Origin of the sequence: Sporosarcina cascadiensis, from assembly GCF_009650995.1 — a bacterium.
In the GTDB taxonomy this organism is placed as follows: domain Bacteria; phylum Bacillota; class Bacilli; order Bacillales_A; family Planococcaceae; genus Sporosarcina; species Sporosarcina cascadiensis.
In genome coordinates, this window is sequence record NZ_WHVV01000026.1 from 1 (window position 1) to 16,590 (window position 16,590).

Annotated in this window: 16 protein-coding genes; 2 read left to right on the forward strand and 14 right to left on the reverse strand. The window is 45.7% G+C overall.

Going from position 1 to position 16,590, the window contains the following annotated elements:
* Positions 1 to 13: 13 nt before the first annotated feature.
* The 11 genes from GDZ68_RS17070 to cymR form a co-directional block, all read right to left on the reverse strand.
* A complete protein-coding gene (locus GDZ68_RS17070) occupies positions 14 to 652 on the reverse strand; it encodes an O-methyltransferase (RefSeq protein ID WP_153723527.1) in 639 nt (212 codons plus the stop codon).
* 27 nt (positions 653 to 679) lie between these two features.
* Positions 680 to 1,816, reverse strand: a complete 1,137-nt coding sequence (gene mltG / locus GDZ68_RS17075) for an endolytic transglycosylase MltG (protein WP_153723528.1) — start codon at positions 1,814 to 1,816, stop codon at positions 680 to 682.
* Positions 1,817 to 1,915: 99 nt separating this feature from the next.
* Complete coding sequence (locus GDZ68_RS17080; RefSeq protein ID WP_153723529.1) at positions 1,916 to 2,206, reverse strand: DUF1292 domain-containing protein; 291 nt, start codon at positions 2,204 to 2,206, stop codon at positions 1,916 to 1,918.
* 11 nt (positions 2,207 to 2,217) lie between these two features.
* Positions 2,218 to 2,637, reverse strand: a complete 420-nt coding sequence (ruvX, locus tag GDZ68_RS17085; protein ID WP_153723530.1) for a Holliday junction resolvase RuvX — start codon at positions 2,635 to 2,637, stop codon at positions 2,218 to 2,220.
* A complete protein-coding gene (locus GDZ68_RS17090) occupies positions 2,634 to 2,906 on the reverse strand; it encodes an IreB family regulatory phosphoprotein (RefSeq protein WP_153723531.1) in 273 nt (90 codons plus the stop codon). Before GDZ68_RS17090 ends, ruvX begins: the two co-directional genes overlap by 4 nt.
* Positions 2,907 to 3,035: 129 nt before the next feature.
* Positions 3,036 to 5,669, reverse strand: coding sequence for an alanine--tRNA ligase (gene alaS, locus GDZ68_RS17095; protein WP_153723532.1), 2,634 nt, complete (start codon positions 5,667 to 5,669; stop codon positions 3,036 to 3,038).
* Between the two features lie 299 nt (positions 5,670 to 5,968).
* Positions 5,969 to 8,380 carry an SF1B family DNA helicase RecD2 gene (gene recD2, locus GDZ68_RS17100; RefSeq protein WP_153723533.1) on the reverse strand — a complete coding sequence of 804 codons (2,412 nt, stop codon included), beginning with the start codon at positions 8,378 to 8,380 and terminating at the stop codon, positions 5,969 to 5,971.
* 24 nt (positions 8,381 to 8,404) lie between these two features.
* Positions 8,405 to 9,073, reverse strand: a complete 669-nt coding sequence (locus tag GDZ68_RS17105; protein WP_153723534.1) for a tetratricopeptide repeat protein — start codon at positions 9,071 to 9,073, stop codon at positions 8,405 to 8,407.
* A gap of 12 nt (positions 9,074 to 9,085) precedes the next feature.
* On the reverse strand, positions 9,086 to 10,204 hold the full coding sequence (gene mnmA / locus GDZ68_RS17110) for a tRNA 2-thiouridine(34) synthase MnmA (RefSeq protein WP_153723535.1): 1,119 nt from the start codon (positions 10,202 to 10,204) through the stop codon (positions 9,086 to 9,088).
* A 22-nt stretch (positions 10,205 to 10,226) separates the two neighbouring features.
* A complete protein-coding gene (locus GDZ68_RS17115) occupies positions 10,227 to 11,375 on the reverse strand; it encodes a cysteine desulfurase family protein (protein WP_153723536.1) in 1,149 nt (382 codons plus the stop codon).
* A gap of 14 nt (positions 11,376 to 11,389) precedes the next feature.
* On the reverse strand, positions 11,390 to 11,809 hold the full coding sequence (gene cymR, locus GDZ68_RS17120) for a cysteine metabolism transcriptional regulator CymR (protein WP_153723537.1): 420 nt from the start codon (positions 11,807 to 11,809) through the stop codon (positions 11,390 to 11,392).
* Positions 11,810 to 11,936: 127 nt separating this feature from the next.
* Here cymR and GDZ68_RS17125 point away from each other — a divergent pair, with 127 nt between their 5' ends.
* Both GDZ68_RS17125 and GDZ68_RS18135 read left to right on the forward strand, forming a co-directional pair.
* A complete protein-coding gene (locus GDZ68_RS17125; protein ID WP_153723538.1) occupies positions 11,937 to 13,232 on the forward strand; it encodes a replication-associated recombination protein A in 1,296 nt (431 codons plus the stop codon).
* 246 nt (positions 13,233 to 13,478) lie between these two features.
* Positions 13,479 to 13,628, forward strand: coding sequence for a hypothetical protein (locus tag GDZ68_RS18135; protein ID WP_194841219.1), 150 nt, complete (start codon positions 13,479 to 13,481; stop codon positions 13,626 to 13,628).
* Between the two features lie 367 nt (positions 13,629 to 13,995).
* Here the strand turns inward: GDZ68_RS18135 and GDZ68_RS17130 are convergent, their stop codons facing one another.
* The 3 genes from GDZ68_RS17130 to GDZ68_RS17140 all read right to left on the reverse strand — a co-directional run bounded on the left by GDZ68_RS17130 (position 13,996) and on the right by GDZ68_RS17140 (position 16,586).
* Positions 13,996 to 14,412, reverse strand: coding sequence for an NUDIX hydrolase (locus GDZ68_RS17130; protein ID WP_153723539.1), 417 nt, complete (start codon positions 14,410 to 14,412; stop codon positions 13,996 to 13,998).
* 214 nt (positions 14,413 to 14,626) lie between these two features.
* Positions 14,627 to 15,409 carry a DUF6612 family protein gene (locus GDZ68_RS17135; protein WP_153723540.1) on the reverse strand — a complete coding sequence of 261 codons (783 nt, stop codon included), beginning with the start codon at positions 15,407 to 15,409 and terminating at the stop codon, positions 14,627 to 14,629.
* Positions 15,410 to 15,509: 100 nt separating this feature from the next.
* Positions 15,510 to 16,586 (reverse strand): branched-chain amino acid aminotransferase, encoded by a 1,077-nt coding sequence (locus GDZ68_RS17140; RefSeq protein ID WP_153723541.1) that lies wholly within the window; start codon positions 16,584 to 16,586, stop codon positions 15,510 to 15,512.
* Positions 16,587 to 16,590: the final 4 nt, after the last annotated feature.

Here is a 16,590-nt window from a genome sequence, read left to right on the forward strand (position 1 = left end):
CCTTTATTGCCTGCTATTCCTTTTTCACCGCTATCAAAATACCGTCGCCAACGGGCAGAAGCGAAGTATCATATGCTTCATTGTCCATTGCCCACTGAGTAAATTTATGCAGATTACGAATCATCGTACGATTTCTCTTCGGCAAGTCTGCATCGTCAAGCAGTACCGCTCCATGCATAAACATATTATCGCAATAAATGACACCTTTCGCACAAATGAAAGGGCTGTATTTCTCAAAGAACTTCTGGTATTGCCCTTTTGCCGCATCGATGAACAGCGCATCAAACGATTCTTCCGGCAGTTTTTCAGTATCCAGTTCCAAGGCATCTTCATGAACAATCTGAATTCGTTCAGAGAGTCCGCTTCGTTCAATATGTTCCACTGCTTTCAAATAGCGCTCCTCATCGCGTTCAACTGTATAAATGAAGGCGTCTGGAAATGCTGCGGCTAAACGGATTGCTGAGTAACCAATTGCGCTGCCAATTTCAAGGATGCGCGCAGGCTGCTGGATTTGAAGCAGTCCGATCAGCGTATTCAGCCCCGCATCATCCATGATGGGAACATGAAATTCCTCGGCATACTGCTCCATCTCTTTTATCAGCTGCTCTTTATTTTCTGCAAAACGGCTGATATAGGCATGATAATCCGTCATACAAATTCCCCTTTAAAAGAAAAATTCTTATTTATTCTGGCTGTCGATATACTCTGCTTTATTCTTTAAATGTTCATCATAAGTCTTTGCAAAATGATTCACGCCATCTTTATCCGCCAAGAAGAATAAATATTTCGTTTCAGAAGGCTCTACAGCCGCCTGCAGTGAAGCAGCCCCTGCGTTTGCAATCGGTCCCGGCGGCAGCCCTTTGTTCTGATACGTATTATAGGCATCTTCTACTTTCAAGTCTTCATTCAGAACACGGTCTTTATGCTCACCGAGCGCATATAAAACGGTCGGATCCGTCTGCAATGGCATGCCTTCTTCTATTCGATTATAGAATACGCTCGCAATCGTCTCACGGTCCGCCTTGCTGGTCGCTTCTTTTTCCAGCAATGAAGCAAACGTCAGAAGCCAGTGCGGCGTTTTTTCATTCTCTTCTAAATACCCTTGGAAAGGAATAATATTCTGCACGGTCCCTTCCACCATTACATCAACGATCGCTTCTACAGAAGGATTGTCTTCATAGAATGGATAAGTGGCCGGAAATAAGTAGCCCTCCAGTGCATAGCGCACATTTTCTTGCTGCACTTCATCTGTCACGACCTCAGGATATTTCATTATATATCGCTGAACAGCTTCGTCACTGGTCACAAATTTCATGAATTCTTCAGCAGTCACTGATGTTTTATCCGCTGTTCTCTTTGCGATCTGATCGAGTGTCAGGCCTTCCGGGATCGTCAGAGTAAACGCAGGCGTCCTGTATACTACACCTGTTTTCAGGCTCTGAATCAGTTCATCCGGTGTCATCGCCTGCGTCAAGCCGTACTTCCCCGCTTGAAAATCTGATTCATTATTTACTTTTGCATAGTATTTAAAGATCCGGGCGTTTTTAATAATGCCTTTTTCTTCAAGTCTTTCTGAGATAATATCTAATCCAGAACCAATTGGAATTTCCACTTCTACAATCTTTTCCGAGTCTGGATCAACTGGCTTCAGTGCACTTTTTATGTATGTATAGATTGAGAAGCTGCCGATGATTCCAACAGCCAAAATGACTGCAACGATCCAAAATACAATTTTTCGAACTGTTCTCACTTCTTCCTTTTGTTCAAGCATGCGTTGAAACATTACTTCCTTTTTACGCTGGGGCTCTTTTTCCATTCGGCACACCTCTTTTTCCCTCGCTGAACCCGTTAATTTACAGGGATGTGAAAAAAGACGGAACGGTCCGCACCATTCCGTCCGTCACATCATTTTTTCTTACTCTTCTTCTTCATCAAGGAACGTATTCAGCACTTCTTCGATCATGTCCCACTCTTCGTCTGATTCGATCTCCAGCAACGAGCCGCCTTCTTCGCCCTCTTCAGTCGGAATGAAAGCAGACGCGTGGATTTCAACTTCCTCGTCATCGTCTACTTCTTCTCCGTCCAAAATGTGATAAAGCACGTAAGATCTTTCATATTCCTTCGAATCAAATGTTAAGATCACTTCACAAACATGCTCTTCACCATTCTCATCTACGATTGTCATTGTTTCTTGTCCATGTTCCATTCTGATCACCTCTAAAATTTTTTTGAATCCAGGTAGCCCTGTAATATCATAACAGCTGCCATCTTATCAATCACGGATTTACGCTTTTTACGGCTGACATCCGCTTCAATCAGCACGCGCTCGGCAGCCATTGTCGTCAAACGCTCGTCCCACAGAATTGCAGGCAGGCCAAACTTCTCACGCAGTTTCTCCGCATAGTTCTCCGAAGCCTCTCCGCGAGGGCCGATCGTATTATTCATATTTTTCGGATAGCCGACCACAAATTCCTGGACTTCATATTCCTTTGTCAGTTCTTCAACCCGTTTCAGGCCAAAATTACCGGCACTTTCATCAATCTTGATGGTTTCAATACCTTGAGCTGTCCAGCCGAAACTGTCGCTAATTGCGATGCCGACAGTTTTCGTGCCGACATCCAATCCCATTATTCTCATTTGGTCAGGCCTCTATTCTCTCGAATGTAGAACTTTACCAATTCCTCGAGAATTTCATCTCGTTCTAACTTTCGTATTAAACTGCGAGCGTCTTCATGGCGCGGAATATAGGCAGGATCGCCAGACAGCAGATAGCCGACAATCTGGTTGATCGGGTTATAGCCTTTTTCCTCCAGTGCCTTGTAAACATGGAGCATGACCGACTTTACTTCTTCTTCCATTGATTCTTCCGGAAAGTTGAACTTCATCGTTTCATCAGATGAACTCATACTCGACACCCCGCTTTCCTGTTTCCGTTATGTGTATAGTAAACAATCGTTCTTCTGTTTTGCAGAAAATCACACTGCTTACTGTCAGTATATTGACTGATGCGAACAGAAAAAAATTGTCTGATTCGATTAAACAGATTTTACATAATCATACACGGATTGCAGCGCATCATCAAGTTTAGTTGCGTCTTTCGCTCCGGCCATTGCCATATCCGGACGACCGCCGCCTTTTCCGTCGCATAGTGACGCAACATGGCTGACGATTTTCCCTGCATGGTAGCCGCTGTTTTGCAGGTCATTTGTAACGCCTGCCGCTAGCATAACTTTACCGCCTGTGACTGTTCCTAATACAATAACGCCTTTTGCAGTCTTTTGTTTCAATTCATCAATTAATTGGCGAAGACCATTATTATCTTTCACTTCAACATGCGCGGAAATAACCGTGACGTCTTCGACTTGGCGTGCAGTTTCCATGACATCTGCCAATTGGCTGTTGCCCATTTTTGCAGCCAGCGATTCATTTTCCCGCTGAAGATCTTTAAATTCCGCCAGAATGGATTCCACTTTCGTCACCACGTTTTTCGGTGTCGCTTTTGCAGCGGATGCAACTTGTTCGATCGTGTGCTGATCGTCTTTAAACGATTTAAAGGCCTGTCCCCCTGTGAAAGCTTCGATTCGGCGCGTACCTGCTCCTATACCGCCTTCAGACAGAATCTTGAAGACGTTAATTTCAGCAGTATTACTGACGTGGCAGCCTCCGCATAATTCGATGGAGTAGTCGCCGACTTGAACTACACGTACGATGTCTCCATATTTTTCGCCGAACAATGCCATGGCGCCCATCTCTTTTGCTTCCGCGATCGGAGCGAGTGACGTCTGTACAGGAGTGCTTGCCCAAATTTGTTCATTGACTTGGTATTCAATGCGTTCGAGCTCGTCCTTCGTAACTTGTCCGAAGTGTGAGAAGTCGAAACGCAAACGGTCAGGTCCGACATAAGACCCCGCTTGATTCACATGCTCACCCAGTACATCTTTCAGCGCACGGTGCAATAAGTGAGTAGCCGTATGGTTCTTAACTGTCAGACTGCGCGCATAGGCATTCACCTTCGCCATCACTGCAGCGCCTTCATTCATCTCACCGGAATTGATATAGACCGTATGAAGGTTTTGGCCGTTCGGTGCTTTTTGAACATCTTGAATTTCCGCTGTGAACGATTCATTCGTCAAGGTTCCTTTATCAGCGATCTGTCCGCCGCTTTCTGCATAGAAAGGTGTCTGGTTCAAAATAACCTGTACTGTCTCTCCTTCTGACGCGTGCGAAATCAGCTGGCCATCCTTCAGCAAAACAATAATGGAAGCATCCGTCTGCATTTGCTGATAGCCAATAAATTCACTCGGCTGGTGAATGTCGCCAAGCACACCCGACTGCACGTGCATGGAATCCGTGTCCGCTCTTGCTGCACGCGCACGGTTCCGCTGTGCCGCCATTTCTTCGTCGAATCCGATGCGGTCAACCGCTACATTTTCTTCCAGCGCAAATTCTTCTGTCAGTTCGAATGGAAAACCATAGGTGTCATATAACTTAAATGCATCGCTTCCCGAAACAAGCGGCACTTCAGACACTTTTGCTTTCTCGATAATCGTAGAAAGAATTGCCATTCCATCATGCAGTGTTTCGTGGAAACGGTCTTCTTCATTTTTCACAACTTTCATGATAAATGCCTGTTTATCATTTACTTCCGGATAGAAATCTTTCATGACATCTCCGACAATTGGGACCAGCATATACATGAACGGCTTTTCGATTCCAAGCTGCTTAGCGAAGCGGACTGCTCTTCTTAACAGACGGCGCAGTACGTACCCGCGGCCCTCATTGGATGGCAGTGCCCCGTCACCGATTGCGAATGCGACAGTACGAATGTGATCCGCAATGACTTTGAATGCCGTATCTGCTTCCGCTGTTTCGCCATACTTTCTGCCTGAAACGTTTTCAACCGCTTCGATGATTGGCAAGAACAGATCTGTATCGAAGTTTGTCGGCACATCCTGGATAACGGAAGCCATCCGCTCAAGCCCCATCCCTGTATCGATGTTCTTTTTCGGAAGCGGTGTATACGTATGGTCCGGATTGTGATTGAACTCAGAGAATACCAAGTTCCAGATTTCCAGATACCGGTCGTTTTCTCCGCCTGGATACAGTTCCGGATCAGAAAAGTCATTGCCGTATGAAGCTCCGCGGTCATAGAAGATTTCGGAGTTCGGTCCGCTTGGGCCTTCGCCGATATCCCAGAAGTTTCCTTCCAGCCGGATTATGCGTTCAACTGGAATACCGATCCGGTCTTTCCAGATCGTATAGGCTTCTTCGTCTTCCGGATGAATCGTGACAGCAAGCAATTCCGGATCAAAACCAATCCATTGTTCATTTGTCAGGAAATCCCACGCACGAATAATCGCTTCCTCTTTGAAGTAATCACCGATTGAAAAATTCCCGAGCATTTCAAAGAACGTATGGTGGCGTGCTGTGTAGCCGACATTTTCAATGTCATTCGTACGGATTGATTTCTGTGCGTTTGCAATTCTTGGATTCTCAGGAATGACCCGTCCATCGAAATATTTCTTCAATGTTGCGACACCGCTGTTAATCCATAATAATGAAGGATCATCAACCGGTACTAATGCAGCTGATGGTTCTACATTATGTCCGTGCTCTTTAAAATAGTCTAAAAATAGTTGGCGAATTTCAGATGCCGTAAGTTTTTTCATCGTATACTCCTCCTAAAAATTAAAAAAACTCCCCCCCTTAAATAAAGGGGCGAAGGTTTCATTGATCGCGGTACCACCCTAATTACCGCTATATGCGGTATCTCGAGTTGCTTTAACGCAGCAAGACGGCAGGGATTAGCTACAACTTAGGAATAGCGTTCCTCCAGTTTCCGTGCGAGCTTTTTCAGCCTGGAAGCTCTTTTCTTTTGCACTGGATACTGGAGTACTCGTTCCTTCAACGTTTTTCGATATTTCTAAACGAATTATAGGAAAGTTCTCCCGCTTTGTCAATCAGTCACCTAAAGAAATTGGAGAGGTGTGACATCCGACATGCCAATCATCGGATCTACGGTGCGGAAGTTATCCATCGTCAGCTTAGCAGGTCCGGCTTCCACGAAAAGTTCTGCCGGCTGTTCTGCCGCAGTTTCTTCTCTCACTGCCGGGGCCGGCTCTTCCATTTCCTCTATCATACCTGAAATTCGTTCCTTCAACGTCGTTTGGCGTTCGGTTTCGTCAGTCCGCTCAATACCCGCCTTGAATTCCTCGGCTTCACCGCATAAAATCAAGAAGTTTTTCGCACGTGTAATTCCTGTATAAAGTAAATTTCGGCGAAGCATTTTTCGTTGACTGCGAACAATGGGCATTACGACAATCGGAAATTCGCTTCCTTGCGATTTATGGATGGAACAGCAGTAAGCCAGTGTAATTTGATTGAGGTCGCCTCGCTCATAAGTCACTTCATTGCCGTCATAAGACACGACGAGTATCGCTTTTTTATCGGTTGTCTCTTTGGCCAGCATAATCGCCACGACTTCTCCCATATCCCCATTAAATACGTTGCTTTCCGGCTGGTTGACGAGCTGCAGCACTTTATCTCCCACACGGTAGGTCGTTTCACCGAAAGTCATTTCTTTTCTGCCGTGGGCCGGCGGATTGGTGATTTCCTGAATCATTTTATTCAGTCCGTCAATGCCTGCAGGTCCTTTATACATTGGCGCAAGCACTTGGATATCCTTAATGGAATGGCCTTTCGACAACGCACTTTGAATAATCTGTTTCACTGCAGGCAAAATCTGCTCGCTGGAAGCACGGATGAATGAGCGGTCTGACGTTTTTTTCGACACATCCATCGACCATTTCTTCTGCTTGATCATATGCGCCATTTCAATAATGGTGGATCCTTCGCTCTGCCGGAAAATATCGGTCAGCTCGACGACAGGTATCTCACCAGACTGCATGAAATCGTGCAGTACCTGACCTGGACCGACGGAAGGCAACTGATCCTGATCACCTACAAATAAAAGTTGTGCGTCATCGCGCACTGCTTTCAGCAATTGGTGCATCAGCCACGTATCGACCATGGACGTTTCATCAATGATGATAAGATTGCCGTCGACTTCGCGCTCCGTCTCCTCTTCCGATTCCTGACCGGTAAAACCGAGCAGCCGATGGATCGTCATCGCCGGCAGACCGGTCGCTTCCGACATACGCTTGGCTGCACGCCCAGTCGGTGCTGCCAGAATTATTGGAAACGGTTCTTTTTTGCGGACATATTCCTCGAGATCGAGTGAAAGACCATGCAGTTCCGCATAGGCTTCCACTAACCCTCTGATCACAGTCGTTTTACCTGTTCCCGGTCCGCCTGTCAGTACTAGCAGTGAAGAATGCAGCGCTTTTTCAATCGCTTCTACCTGCGTTTCCGCATATTGCACTCCCAGACGCTCTTCAATTTCACCAATTGCTTTGCGGATTTCAGATGCGGGAAACTGTTCATCTACTTCATTTTCCAGAATACGATGAACTTTCGCCGCAATTCCCAATTCCGAAAAATATAGCGACGGCAAATAAAGCCGCTGTTTTTCAGCAGACAGCGTCCCTTCTTCCACCAGTTCGATGACAGCCTGCGAAAGCGAATCATAGGAAATTTGATACGGCTGGCTTGTCTCCAATAATTGCTTAGCCTGGGGTAAAATTGTTTCCGCTTCCACGTAGACATGTCCTGCAGACTGGACTTCATTATGTACAGAGTAATAGACGGCTGCTTTGATGCGCGCGGGGTGATCGCCGACTAACCCTAATTGCTGAGCGAGATCATCCGCCCGCTGAAAGCCGATTCCTTCGATTTCCTTAATCAAACGATACGGATTCTCCGAAAGAATTTCAATCGCATCGTCTTGATACAGCTGATAGATCCGCATCGCCACCTGAGGACCGAAACCCCATTCATTGAGCTGAACCATTGTCCTCTCTAACCCTAAGTTTTCCTGCAGAACTGCAACTAGTGTATCTTTCCGTTCGTCACTCAACCGCGGAATTTGATCCAGCACCGACCGATCCTCTAAAATTTTCTGGATGACGTTGTTACCGAGTGTCTTTACAATATCACTAGCCGTCTTTTTGCCGATACCAGGAAATAAATCTCCTGACAAATAGTGGACCAGCCCGGCTTCAGTTGCCGGCAGCTCCTTGGCAAACGTCTGGACATCAAACTGCTGGCCATGCACGGGGTGATTCACCAGTCTGCCGGTGAATTTATAATCTTCTTCAGGAATTAAAGGAGGGAAGGAGCCTTTAATGACGATTTCTTTATCACGGTAATCGGTATTAGTGGAAGTGACTTTCATTTTCACAATGGAAAATAGATTTGTCGAGTTATGGAAAATCGTTACGACTGGTCTGCCAATCAAATACTGTTCCTCTTCATTCGTCATAAGGCGCTCCCCCTTTCTCCGTTATTATTCGCCCTGCTCGTTTCCAAGCTGAATCATGTCATATATATAGCGCGCCTGCGTGTGATCGGGTTCGATGGTAAACGCACGCTCAAGATGTGTTTGGGCACTGTCTTTATCCTCAGTCGAGACTGCATAGAGAACCCCCAAATTATAGTGTGCATCCGCGTGTTCCGAATCGCTCTCCAAAATCGTCTCAAACACCGGACGTGCTTCGATAAACAATTCAAGCTTCGCCAATAAAATCCCGTAGGACAGCAGAACTTCAAGATCTTCTTCAGCCAGTTCGACAGCCCGCTGCATATAAGGCAGAGCGAGCCGATCGCTGCCTGCCTGTTCCAGACTTTTTCCCAGCATGAAATACGCGTCAGATGATTCAAGGCCGGCCTGCACGGCTTTTTCATAAAGTTTGGCCGCCTCGTCAAAACGCTCCTGATTGTAATAAAGATTCGCCAGACCGTAAAATGCCGTGCCTGCCTGATCGTCGAGCGTCAATGCCTTTTGAAAGAACGGCTCTGCGCGCTCAGCGTCTCCGAGCGATGCAAAAATATTGCCGATATTAATATAGCCTGTTGCATCATCTGGATTTTCCTCAATGGATTTCATGAACAATTCGACTGCTTTTTCATAGTTGCCATCCTGCATTTCTTTGATTGCTTCATTCTGAGCGGACATATTTCTGCCTCCTTACCCTACATATGTTAGCTTGCTGCCGTCTTTAAACACTTCGTCAATTGTACCGCCGCCGAGACATTCTTCTCCGTCATACAAGACGACTGCCTGTCCGGGAGTCACTGCACGTACAGGCTCGGCAAACGTAACGATTGCCTGATCGCCTGAGAGTGTAACGGTGACCTGTGTATCCGGCTGACGATAGCGGAATTTAGCTGAACACTCAAATGTCTCCGGTAAATTCTTCGTCGTACTTATATTCATATCCGTTGCTTTTAAGCTCGTTGAATACAGTGCCTCATGGTGGAAACCTTGTTCAACCAGCAATACATTGCGTTCCAAATCCTTGCCTACCGCGAACCAAGGCTCCCCCTCTCCGCCAATGCCGAGACCGTGACGCTGACCGATCGTATGATACATCAAACCGTCATGCGTACCCATCACTTTTCCGTCCATCGTCTGCATCTCGCCCGGAATCGCAGGAAGGTACTCACTGAGAAACTCTTTAAAATTCCGTTCACCAATGAAGCAGATTCCCGTTGAATCTTTTTTCTTTGCTGTCGCAAGTCCAGCTGCTTCTGCTATTTCACGGACGCTGGATTTCTCCAAGTGTCCTAAAGGGAACATTACTTGCTGCAGCTGCTCCTGTGACAATTGATTAAGGAAATAAGTTTGATCTTTGTTATTGTCAACGCCTCTCAGCATGGCCACACCGTCTTCTCTCTCCACCACCTGCGCATAGTGCCCGGTTGCAAGGAAGTCGGCTCCCAGGCTCTTGGCGTGCTCAAGAAACGCGTTAAATTTAATTTCTTTATTGCACATTACATCCGGATTCGGCGTGCGTCCGGCTTTATATTCTTCAAGGAAATAAGTGAACACCTTATCCCAATATTGTTTTTCAAAATTAACAGAGTAGTAAGGTATGCCAATCTGGTCACATACACTGCGTACATCCTCAAAATCTTCTGTTGCGGTACAATGTCCCGTTTCATCGGTATCATCCCAGTTTTTCATGAAGATCCCAATCACTTCATAGCCTTGCTGTTTCAGCAGTAAAGCTGCTACCGAGGAATCCACCCCGCCGGACATACCAACGACGATCCGGGTATCTGCAGGCGCTTTTGTCGTTCTCATTTCAACTTCATCCTTTACTGGTTCATTTTACTAGACGCTTTACGACAGCGGCTATTCTTTGTGCTGCTTCTTCAATTTCAGACTGATCCAAACCATAGCCGAAACTGATCCGAATGGAATTGCGTGCTCTGTCCGAATCGTTTCCGAACATCGCCGTGATGACATGTGACGGTTCAAAAGAGCCGGCAGAACAAGCAGAACCGCTTGATACCGCTACGCCTTCTATGTCGAGACTCATCAAGAACGTTTCCACATCTGTTCCTGGAAACGATACATGAAATACGTGCGGCAGCTGAGGAACGGATTCGGACAGCGTCGGCTCAAATGCCAACTCATTTTGTCCGAAGATCGCAAGCATCGTCTGTTTGTACGATATATAGGCAGCTGATTTTTCATCTTTCGTCTGTTCAGCGATAGTAACAGCCTCCGCAAATGCTGCAGCTGCCGGTACATTCTCTGTACCCGCACGGCGCTTCTTCTCCTGGCCGCCGCCTAAAGACAGTGAGTCCAGCTGCGTGCCATTTCGCTGATAAAGGAAACCGATTCCTTTAGGCCCATTGAGTTTATGAGCAGTGACAGAAAGCAGGTCGATTTTCAGTTCATCGACATTTATATGAGACAAACCATACGCCTGTACCGCGTCCGTATGGAAAACTGCCTGGTGTGACTGCAGAATTTCACCAATTTCCTGGATTGGCAGTATTGTGCCGACTTCATTATTTCCGTACATGATGGTAACGAGAATCGTTTTATCCGTCAACGCATCCTGCACTTGCTGAGCCGTGATCATTCCAAAACGGTCCGGTTCCAAATAAGTGACTTCAAAGCCTTGTGACTCCAGTCGTTTACAAGGATTTAACACGGCATGGTGTTCAATTTTGGTTGTGATAATATGATTTCCTTTATGCTTCATTGCCTGTACTGTACCGAATATGGCGAGGTTATCTGCTTCTGTCCCTCCTGAAGTGAAAATAATCTCATTCGGGTTCGCACCTATTGATTTCGCAAGTATGCTGCGGGATTCTTCCAGCAGTTTTTTTGAATTTCTGCCGAACTGATGCGTGCTTGACGGATTGCCGAAAGTTTCTGCCAATGAAGCTGTGAACTTCTCAAGCACAGCCGGATGCATGGGCGTAGTGGCGGCGTAGTCTAAATAAATGGCTTCTTTCATTCGGGTTAACTCCTTTAAATATAAAACATGTATTCATCTTGAGATGGTGAATCATCAAATTCAATTAAATCTTTGATGGTTGTGTGATCCAGTACTCCACGAATGGCATCCCCGATCCGGCTCCACAGTTCTCTCTGCGGAATATGGTCGTCGTCAAGACCTTCAACCAGCTGAATCGGTCCTTCGAGTAAACGAATGACATCGCCGGCTGTAATTTGCGAAGGTTCTTTTGCGAGTTTATAGCCTCCGTATGCTCCGCGCACGCTCTTCACAAGACCGCTGTTGCGAAGTGGCGGAATCAGCTGCTCTAGATACGCTTCCGAAAGACTTTGCTCTTCTGCAATCTTACGCAGCGGCACAGGTCCTTCTCCGTATTTTCTTCCTAATTCTACAATGACTGTCAGTCCGTATCGACCTTTAGTGGAAATCTTCATTTTGGCATCGTCCTTTACTAAAATAGCTGAAGTTAGTATAGCATAATTTTATCACTGATTCTTTGAAATGACTTCATTCACCTATTACGTTATACTTAAGGAACAAATGTACGGAGGATTGATATAGATGCATAACGAACCTTTGGCCTTCCGCATGCGCCCTGAAACGATTGATGAAGTCATCGGTCAGGAACATGTCATTGGCAAAGACACCCCTCTCTACCGAATGATCAAGAAGGGGCATGTTCCCTCTCTTTTACTATACGGAGAACCAGGAATCGGCAAGACTTCCCTTGCCCATGCAATCGCAGGAACTTCTAAATTGCCGTTCATCGCGCTCAATGCGACAGTCGCAGGAAAGAAAGATGTGGAAGATGTAGTGAAAGAAGCGCGCATGACCGGAAAAGTCCTGCTGTTCCTGGATGAAATTCACCGTTTCAATAAGCTACAGCAGGATACGCTTCTGCCGCATGTCGAAAGCGGCGCCATCGTCCTGATCGGCGCGACGACTGAAAACCCTTTTCATGACGTCAATCCCGCGATCCGCTCCAGATGCGGCGAAATCGTCCAATTAAAACGGCTGCAACCAGAAGACTTATTGGATTTACTTCAGCGGACATTGAAGGATGAGAAAAAAGGGCTTGGACAGGAAGACATCGAAATTACGACTGAGCAGCTGGAGAAAATCGCAGAAGGCGTCAATGGAGATGCAAGAAAATCGCTGACGTTCTTGGAGTCTCTGCTCGCAGCAAGTGACGAGGAAGACGGCAAGATCATTGTAGAAGACGATTTATTGAATCAGCTGCTGCAGCGCGTCAGCCTGCTCGGCGATAAAAAAGGTTCCCATCATTATAACTTGCTGTCTGCACTGCAAAAGAGTGTGCGCGGCAGTGATGTCAACGCAGCACTTTATTATTTAGCCCAGCTGCTGGAGATTGGTGATCTGACAGCCGTCACGCGTCGCTTGCTCGTCATGAGCTACGAAGATATTGGACTGGCTGCGCCTGACGTTGGAGCGCACGTGGTGGCAGCTGTGGAGGCAGCGTTACGGCTCGGCATGCCGGAAGCACGCATTCCTCTTTCCGTCGTGACGGTGGAAATGTGCCTGGCTTCTAAATCGAACTCTGCCTACAGGGCGATTGATGCGGCAACGAAAACTCTTCGCACTCAGCAGACCGGCGAAATTCCACCGCATTTACGCGATACGCATTACAGCGGAGCAGAACAGCTCGGCCATGGCGGATATGTCTATCCACATGACACGCCCGTCGGTTCTTTCGGCGGCTGGACCGATCAGCAGTATTTGCCTGACAGTCTGGCGGGAACCAAGTTTTATTCGCCGGTTGAAGCAGGCGACGAGACACGGATGGCTGCGATATATAAGCGATTGCTTTCTTTTAAAGGCGAAAAAAATCCACGATAATCTCGTGGGTTTTTTGTTTATATCTTTAAAAACACTTTTTATAAACGTAATTCCGTAACTTTCCGTTAAGATCAGAATAAATCCTGGATGACTCATTCTTTACATGATTATCGTAAATAACAGTTGAGGTTATGCGATTGATCTCTTTGTTTTAAATAGAATCTGATAGTATTATAGGGTAGCCAAAATTGTATGGGTGGATGGTTGTCACTGGCCCTTTCCTTAACCGGAAAGGGGGTGATCATCATGGAATTATTTCTTGAGTTTTTAAAAGAAGTACTGAAAGGAATTATGCGTGCGATTAGCGCGCACTTCTTTCAGAAAACTTTTTTAGACAAAAAGAAATCCACCCTTGGCCGTCGCAAGCATAAGGGTGGTTCTCGAAACAAAAAGTAGTTTTTAATTGACAACCACTCGCCTGGACGGTAGAGGCTGCAGGAGAGTTCGAGCTCTTCTCTCTTTTACTATCTATACCCATTCTATCGCAAAAATATGCTCCATTCAAGGAAACTATTTAAGCTCGAGCCGGCGTGCGCGTTCCGTACATTACAATAACGTTATTATCAAGCATGGCCCCGGTCCAAGTAATTGGTTTCATGAATGCTATGCTGGGATTAAGTGTATCTAACAATTTGTCCTGATTACGATATAGACGCAATTACTTATAAAGCAACAGCGCACTAATGTGGAAAATTGTTATGTATGGTATAGGCTTTACTGATATTCATTAAAGAGCCCTATAGTCAACTATTCAAAAGAGTAATTATCCTTTTTGTAAAGTATATCTGGCTCCCGATTCAGTAAGTAGTTTCGAAATTCCTTCAGAATGATATGGCATTAATCTGTCTGCATCTTCCAAGCTTAGCCATTCAACTTTTATGATATTTTCTTCTTGTGGGATTTCTTCAGGTCGCTTTATTATTTGCCCATGATAAGTAATAAAATAAACATGATTTTTGTCTATAAAAGCCTCATTCAATGCGACAATATTGCCAACCATAATATCATATCCTGTTTCTTCCTTCACTTCTCTTACAGTTGCTTCTTGCAAGGTTTCTCCTACTTCAACTGCACCTCCTGGTAAAGACCATGTACCATTCTTGTTGAATACCATTAGAATTTTGTTTGCATTTTCATCAAATAATAGTGCATATACAACATCAACTCGCTGAAAATTCATTACCATGTTCCCCTTTTAATTCAAGTTTATATTTCTTTAATAGTCTCGCTCGTTTTGCTTGATAACAATTATTTCTAACATTTTTACAATGAGTTACTCCATTTTCATAGTTAGCACACATCCCCAATTATCTAACCTGAAAACAGACTAATAAAGTTAATATAATTCTAACAGAAACAAAAACCCGCAGCAGCCGAAGCCGCCACGGGTTCTATTAATTCAGCACCCCAGCAGGTGTCTGAATCGGATCAATATCATTGAAATAACTGTAAGTAACGTCCAGTTTCTGCTTATAACGGACATAGTCACGGTCAAAATAGCTTGTGACGTTCGCTGACAGCTTCATGCCAGTGACAAAGAATGTTTTTTCATTGATCGTTAGCTCGATATCCATTTTATCCAGCACCGGAAAACCGGTATGGGTGTGGATGAATTCTTCAGGATTCGGGCTGTTGACTGCTACTTGTTCGATAAATTTACGATAATCTGCAGGCGGCAAAGAAAATTGCAGTGCATAGCCGTAATCGATCTTTTCAAGCTCTGCGTCTTTCACGAATGGTTCCAATAACGACAAATCCATGACGGGTGCCGTAAATGGCACCCACACATCCAGCAATTCGATGCGCTCATCGTCCGTCATCTTCTGCCACTCGCCGTCTTCTTCTTTAATCGCCAGCTGCTCGTCCTGCCTGAAGATTTTCAGGTTCTTCGCTTGCTGCTTTGGAATCTGCAAGACGATTTCCTCGGACACTTTCACCGGATCCAATTCAACATTCGACTGAATATGCAGTTTTTTACTGCTGCGTTCTACAGGTTCAGAAGTCACGCTGCTTTCATCAAAGACGATGCTTGTATGTACCGATTGTAAGTCTTTCATTGCCTGATCCGCTTTTTTCAGCAAATCCTCCGCACTAGATGGCGCGGAAGAAGTTTTTCCGCATCCCGCCATCGCCAGCACGATGACTGCAAGGAAAAGAACAATAATTCGTTTGTTCATCAAGAAACTCCCCTTCAATCAAAACTATTTACAGTGTACTGCACAGAAGCGGAGTTGTCACGAATGTTTCGTTGTTTCAGCCATGCTTTCAAATTCTGGATTAGTCTACCTTAACAATCCAGCCAAACGGATCCTCTTTTTTACCTGTTTGGATGCCGGTGATTGTATCGTACAGTTTTAATGAAAGCTCACCAATCTCGCCGCCATTGATTTCACATTTTTTACCGCCCCAGAATAACTCACCCATCGGCGAAATAACAGCTGCTGTGCCTGTGCCGAATGCTTCTTCGAGCGTCCCGGCTTCATTCGCATCGAAAATCTCTTGAATCGAGATTTTGCGTTCAATGACAGGAATATGCCACGACTTCAGCAACTCGATAACAGATTTACGGGTGATCCCTTCCAGAATACTGCCGTTCAGGCTGGGTGTAATGACTTCGCCGTTAATTTTAAAGAAGACATTCATCGCGCCGACTTCTTCAATATACTGATGCTCTTTTGCATCCAGCCAGAGCACTTGCGAATAACCGCCTGCTTCCGCAACTTCCTGTGCTTTCATAGAGCCTGCGTAGTTTCCGGCTGTTTTCGCACTGCCTGTCCCGCCTACTGCTGCACGGACAAACTCCGATTCTACGGCAATTTTGACAGGGTTCATACCTTCTTTATAGTAGGCACCAACCGGCGAAAGAATGATCATCATCCGGTATGTCTTAGATGGCGCGACTCCTAAATATGCCTGTGTCGCAAAAATATACGGACGAATGTATAGCGACGTTCCTTCTTTGCTTGGAATCCACTCTTTATCAGTCGACACTAATTCTTTCATTGCTTCCAGCACAAACTCTTCATCAAACTGCGGCATGCACAGTCTGTCATTGGAACGGTTCAGCCGCTTCATATTCTCTTCAGGACGGAACAGCACCACTTCCTGATCGTCTGTCAAATAAGCTTTTAATCCTTCAAAAACCGTCTGTCCGTAGTGCAGGACAATTGCTGCAGGATCAAGCAGGAACGGCTCATACGGCACGATGCGCGCATCATGCCAGCCTGTGCCGTCTGTATAGTCCATGACAAACATATGGTCAGTAAATACGGTTCCGAACGCCAGCTGATCCGCTGCCGGCTTCTCTTTTGGTTTGGTTGTTTTCTTAATCGCAATCTGATTCTTTGCTGTCATCGTA

Coding starts and splice junctions, on each gene's coding strand:
- GDZ68_RS17070 (WP_153723527.1), bottom strand. CDS start 652: ATGACGGATTATCATGCCTATATCAGCCGTTTTGCAGAAAATAAAGAG.
- mltG (WP_153723528.1), bottom strand. CDS start 1,816: ATGGAAAAAGAGCCCCAGCGTAAAAAGGAAGTAATGTTTCAACGCATG.
- GDZ68_RS17080 (WP_153723529.1), bottom strand. CDS start 2,206: ATGGAACATGGACAAGAAACAATGACAATCGTAGATGAGAATGGTGAA.
- ruvX (WP_153723530.1), bottom strand. CDS start 2,637: ATGAGAATAATGGGATTGGATGTCGGCACGAAAACTGTCGGCATCGCA.
- GDZ68_RS17090 (WP_153723531.1), bottom strand. CDS start 2,906: ATGAGTTCATCTGATGAAACGATGAAGTTCAACTTTCCGGAAGAATCA.
- alaS (WP_153723532.1), bottom strand. CDS start 5,669: ATGAAAAAACTTACGGCATCTGAAATTCGCCAACTATTTTTAGACTAT.
- recD2 (WP_153723533.1), bottom strand. CDS start 8,380: ATGACGAATGAAGAGGAACAGTATTTGATTGGCAGACCAGTCGTAACG.
- GDZ68_RS17105 (WP_153723534.1), bottom strand. CDS start 9,073: ATGTCCGCTCAGAATGAAGCAATCAAAGAAATGCAGGATGGCAACTAT.
- mnmA (WP_153723535.1), bottom strand. CDS start 10,204: ATGAGAACGACAAAAGCGCCTGCAGATACCCGGATCGTCGTTGGTATG.
- GDZ68_RS17115 (WP_153723536.1), bottom strand. CDS start 11,375: ATGAAAGAAGCCATTTATTTAGACTACGCCGCCACTACGCCCATGCAT.
- cymR (WP_153723537.1), bottom strand. CDS start 11,809: ATGAAGATTTCCACTAAAGGTCGATACGGACTGACAGTCATTGTAGAA.
- GDZ68_RS17125 (WP_153723538.1), top strand. CDS start 11,937: ATGCATAACGAACCTTTGGCCTTCCGCATGCGCCCTGAAACGATTGAT.
- GDZ68_RS18135 (WP_194841219.1), top strand. CDS start 13,479: ATGGAATTATTTCTTGAGTTTTTAAAAGAAGTACTGAAAGGAATTATG.
- GDZ68_RS17130 (WP_153723539.1), bottom strand. CDS start 14,412: ATGAATTTTCAGCGAGTTGATGTTGTATATGCACTATTATTTGATGAA.
- GDZ68_RS17135 (WP_153723540.1), bottom strand. CDS start 15,409: ATGAACAAACGAATTATTGTTCTTTTCCTTGCAGTCATCGTGCTGGCG.
- GDZ68_RS17140 (WP_153723541.1), bottom strand. CDS start 16,586: ATGACAGCAAAGAATCAGATTGCGATTAAGAAAACAACCAAACCAAAA.